Below are 4,159 nucleotides of genomic sequence, written 5' to 3' on the forward strand. Positions count from 1 at the left end.
GATGCGCTCTAAGACATGATCGGCCAGCGAACGGTGTAACAGGCGACCTTCCTCATCCTGCCAGGGTTCGCAGGCGTCGCTGGGTATCCAGCTGGCAACAAAACGCTCATCCTTCGGCGTCACAATGTGCGCTTTCACTTCGAAGTAATCTTTAGGAATGAAGTTTTCGATCTCTTCATCGCGACGCACCACCAGGCCGAGCACCGGCGTTTGTACGCGTCCGACCGACAGCACGCCATCATAACCGGCATTGCGGCCTAATAGCGTCCAGGCACGGGTCATATTGATGCCGTAGAGCCAATCTGCGCGGGCGCGGGCCAATGCGGAGACGCACAGCGGGATAAACTCGCGATTCTCACGTAAACGGCTGACTGCTCGCTCCACGGCGGAGGGGTTGAGATCGTTAATGAGACAGCGCTGCACTTTCTGCCGCTTTTCCGGCGCGAGTTGCAGGTAGTCCAGCACTTCATCCACCAACAGCTGACCTTCTCGATCCGGGTCACCGGCGTGCACCACTTCACTCGCCTGTTGCAGCAAACCCTCAATCACTTTGAGTTGCTTAGCCACCGACGGACGTGGCTGTAAACGCCACTTTTCCGGAATGATCGGCAGGTCGGCAAGATTCCAGCGCGCATAGCGGCTGTCATAGCTGTCCGGCTGCGCCTGTTCCAGCAAATGTCCGACACACCAGGTGACCATCTGATCGTTGCCACAGGCAATAAAACCGTCACCGCGGCGATGCGGCTTCGGCAGTACATCAGCAATGGCACGCGCCAGGCTGGGTTTTTCAGCAATAAACAAACGCATGTCTGGCGTCGTTCCTTCTACGTCAATTCACGACGGTAATTAATGGACAGGAAGGATCGGCAGCGAAGAGTTCACCCACCGCCGTCGCCTGCACGCCGGCCAATATTGCGCAGCGCTGGAAGGCTTCGACCTCGCTGGGTTGCACCGCCACCAGTAAACCACCCGAGGTTTGCGGATCGCACAGTAACGCGCGAGTTGCATCGTCCATCGCGGAAATCAGGGCGCCATAGCTGGCAAAATTGCGCTGAGTGCCGCCGGGCACGGCACCTTTGGCGATATACTCATCGACACCGGGTAAGCGCGAAACCTGTTTGGCGTGGATTTCCGCACGCAAACCTGATCCCTGGCAAATCTCACTCAGATGTCCCAGCAAGCCAAAACCGGTGACATCGGTCATGGCGCTGACGCCATCCAGTTTGGCGAACTCGGCACCGGCTTTATTCAACTGACACATCACCTCCGCCGCTAATGACTGGTGTTCTGGCAGCAGAAGGCCTTTTTTCTCGGCTGTGGTCAGGATGCCAATTCCCAGCGGCTTGGTGAGAAACAGCTGGCTTCCTACCTGCGCGGCGCTGTTCTTTTTCACCCGCGCCACATCAACAATTCCCGTGACGGCCAGGCCAAAAATCGGCTCCGGCGCATCGATCGAATGCCCACCCGCCAGCGCAATACCAGCAGCCTGACAGGCCGCACGACCGCCTTCAATGACCTGCTGAGCCACTTCCGGGCTCAGCACGTTGACCGGCCAACCCAGGATGGCAATCGCCATAATCGGTTTGCCGCCCATGGCAAAAATATCGCTGATAGCGTTGGTGGCGGCGATACGGCCAAAGGTATGGGGATCATCAACAATCGGCATGAAGAAGTCGGTGGTGCTGACTACCGCTGTGCCGTTGCCAAGATCGTATACGGCAGCATCGTCACGTGTTTCGTTGCCCACCAGCAACTGGGGGTCATGAAAAGGGGTCAGCTCACTATGAAGAATGGTTTCCAGTACCTGCGGCGAAATTTTGCAGCCGCAGCCAGCTCCATGGCTGTATTGCGTCAGACGAAGAGGTTCACTCATGGCGGGTTCCTTATGCGCTGAACAGAAGGCTGTATGTTAGCCTGGCTGTCAACCGGTGGTAAGTGTTGCGCGGTTTAAGCTCGATCTTTCGCACACGCGGTGTGCAATCTTTGCAACACGCCTCACCCTGCCGAAGAAACCCGCCGATGTCTGTCAGAAATAACTGACAAATTGCGCGGTGTCCGGTGCAACCACCGTGGTATTCGCTTTGAGTTGCGGTGTACCGAGATACAGGAATCCGACAATCGCATCCTGCTCGCGGCAACCAAAGGCTTCGCGCACTGAAGGATGGTCGGTCCATGGACCGCTGCGCCAGATACCGTTAAAGCCCTGCGCCACCGCGGCCATTTGCATCGCCATCACGGCACAACCTGCTGAAACCAACTGTTCCCAATGCGGGACTTTGGCATGCTCTTCACAGTGCGCCACAACAGTGATAATCATCGGCGCTCGAAACGGTGCGGTGGCGGATTTTTCAATCGCCTTTTCATCGAGGTTGCTGTCACGCGCCGCTTGTTCAAGCAATTTACCAAAACGCTCACGCCCTTCATTCTCTACAATGATAAAGCGCCACGGCTGCAACGTACCATGATCCGGTGCACGTAAGCCTGCGTGCAAAATGTTCTGCAAGACTTCGCCCGCTGGTGCCGGTTCTGCCAGACGCGAAGCCGAGCGGCGGTTGATTAATAAATCCAGTGCATCCATCATTATTCTCCCGTGAATAAAAAGCGTGGGCTAATCCTGGCACAGCAAGATCTTTTGTAACAGTCTGGCGCGATTTCCTGCTGACATTTCGCACGCTGCTCTTTAGGATGAACCCGACATCGGGGCAGACCGCGTGGCGACTGCCCTGTTACGTGAATATGGAGAGTTTATGCGCACATTGTGGCGAATTATTGCTGGCCTGTTCCGCTGGAGCTGGCGGGTGTTGAATTTTATTCGGGAATTCATTCTTAATTTATTCCTCATCGTCTTAATCCTCGCCGGTGTCGGTATCTGGTTACAGCTTTCCAGCGCCAACAGCAGCGAACCGGTGCAACAGGGTGCACTCAAAGTGGATTTAAGCGGTGTATTAGTGGATAAACCTTCCGTCAGTAATCGCCTGAGTCGCATCAGCCGTGAGTTGCTGGGCGCGAGCAGCGATCGCCTGCAAGAGAATTCATTGTTCGACGTGGTGGATGCGGTTCGTCAGGCGAAAACTGACAAAAACATCACCGGGATCGTGCTTGATTTGCGTGATTTTGCTGGCGGCGATCAGCCTTCATTACAATATCTGGGCAAATCGCTGCGTGAGTTCCGTGATGCGGGCAAACCGATATACGCCATTGGTGATAGCTATAGCCAGGCGCAATACTACATCGCCAGCTATGCCACCAAAATTTATCTGTCACCGCAGGGCACCGTTGATCTGCATGGCTTTGCTACCAATGGGTTGTATTACAAATCCCTGTTAGAGAAGCTCAAAGTCAATTCTCATGTGTTCCGTGTGGGCACCTACAAATCTGCCGTCGAGCCTTTCCTGCGTGACGATATGTCTCCGGAAGCACGTGATGCGGATGGTCGCTGGATCGGCCAGTTGTGGCAAAACTACCTGAACACCGTTTCCGCGAATCGTCAGATTACGCCGGATCAGCTGTTCCCTGGAGCAGCTGGCGTCATCAGCGGATTGCAGGCTGTTGACGGCGATACCGCAAAATATGCGCTGAACAGTAAATTGGTTGATGTGCTGGACAGCCGTGCGGCTGCTGATCAGGAACTGGTAAAAACCTTTGGCTGGGATAAAGCCAATAACGATTATCGCAACGTCAGCATTTACGATTACACCGTGAAGCAGCCTCAGCAGGATCAGGATGGCAATATTGCGGTGATCTTCGCCAGCGGTGCGATTATGGACGGTGAGGAAACCGCCGGAAACGTGGGTGGCGATACCACCGCTTCGCAGATTCGCGATGCGCGTCTCGAGCCGAAAATCAAAGCGATTGTACTGCGCGTCAACAGCCCAGGTGGCAGCGTGTCGGCATCGGAAGCGATTCGTGAAGAGTTAGCCGCAGCCCATGATGCCGGCAAGCCAGTGGTGGTCTCAATGGGCGGCATGGCGGCTTCAGGCGGCTACTGGATCTCGACGCCAGCAGACTACATTGTGGCCGCACCCAGCACCTTGACCGGTTCAATCGGTATTTTCGGCGTGATTAACACGGTTGAAAATAGCCTGAACAGTATTGGTGTGCACACGGACGGCGTGGCCACTTCTCCGCTGGCTGACGTTGCCACCACCAAAGCCCTGCC

The 4,159-nt window shown here is 55.5% G+C and carries 3 protein-coding genes and 2 pseudogenes; 2 read left to right on the plus strand and 3 right to left on the minus strand.

The genetic code is table 11. From position 1 onward, the window contains the following. Together RT340_RS20295 and selD are read right to left on the minus strand one after the other, a co-directional pair. A partial coding sequence (locus RT340_RS20295) for a DNA topoisomerase (RefSeq protein ID WP_313377581.1) occupies positions 1–807 on the minus strand: 807 nt, incomplete at its 3' end. 22 nt (positions 808–829) lie between these two features. Next, the gene (selD, locus tag RT340_RS20300) at positions 830–1,873 is read right to left on the minus strand and encodes a selenide, water dikinase SelD (protein WP_313377582.1); all 1,044 of its coding nucleotides are present in this window, start codon (positions 1,871–1,873) and stop codon (positions 830–832) included. 90 nt (positions 1,874–1,963) lie between these two features. On the opposite strand from selD, the pseudogene RT340_RS22635 reads away from it, so the two are divergent. Beyond that, positions 1,964–2,017 (plus strand): annotated as a pseudogene (locus RT340_RS22635) (hypothetical protein); the annotation flags it as partial. 9 nt (positions 2,018–2,026) lie between these two features. Here RT340_RS22635 and RT340_RS20305 read toward each other — a convergent pair. Continuing rightward, positions 2,027–2,578, minus strand: coding sequence for an NAD(P)H nitroreductase (locus tag RT340_RS20305; protein WP_034828801.1), 552 nt, complete (start codon positions 2,576–2,578; stop codon positions 2,027–2,029). 223 nt (positions 2,579–2,801) lie between these two features. Between RT340_RS20305 and sppA the strand changes: the two are divergent. Beyond that, positions 2,802–4,159 (plus strand): annotated as a pseudogene (sppA, locus tag RT340_RS20310) (signal peptide peptidase SppA); the annotation flags it as partial.

It is taken from the genome of Pantoea sp. CTOTU50773 (genome assembly GCF_032082325.1).
Taxonomy (GTDB): domain Bacteria; phylum Pseudomonadota; class Gammaproteobacteria; order Enterobacterales; family Enterobacteriaceae; genus Pantoea; species Pantoea communis.

Bases quoted from the DNA above. Each gene is read 5' to 3' on its own strand.
- RT340_RS20305 (WP_034828801.1), bottom strand. From the start codon at position 2,578: ATGGATGCACTGGATTTATTAATCAACCGCCGCTCGGCTTCGCGTCTG.
- selD (WP_313377582.1), bottom strand. From the start codon at position 1,873: ATGAGTGAACCTCTTCGTCTGACGCAATACAGCCATGGAGCTGGCTGC.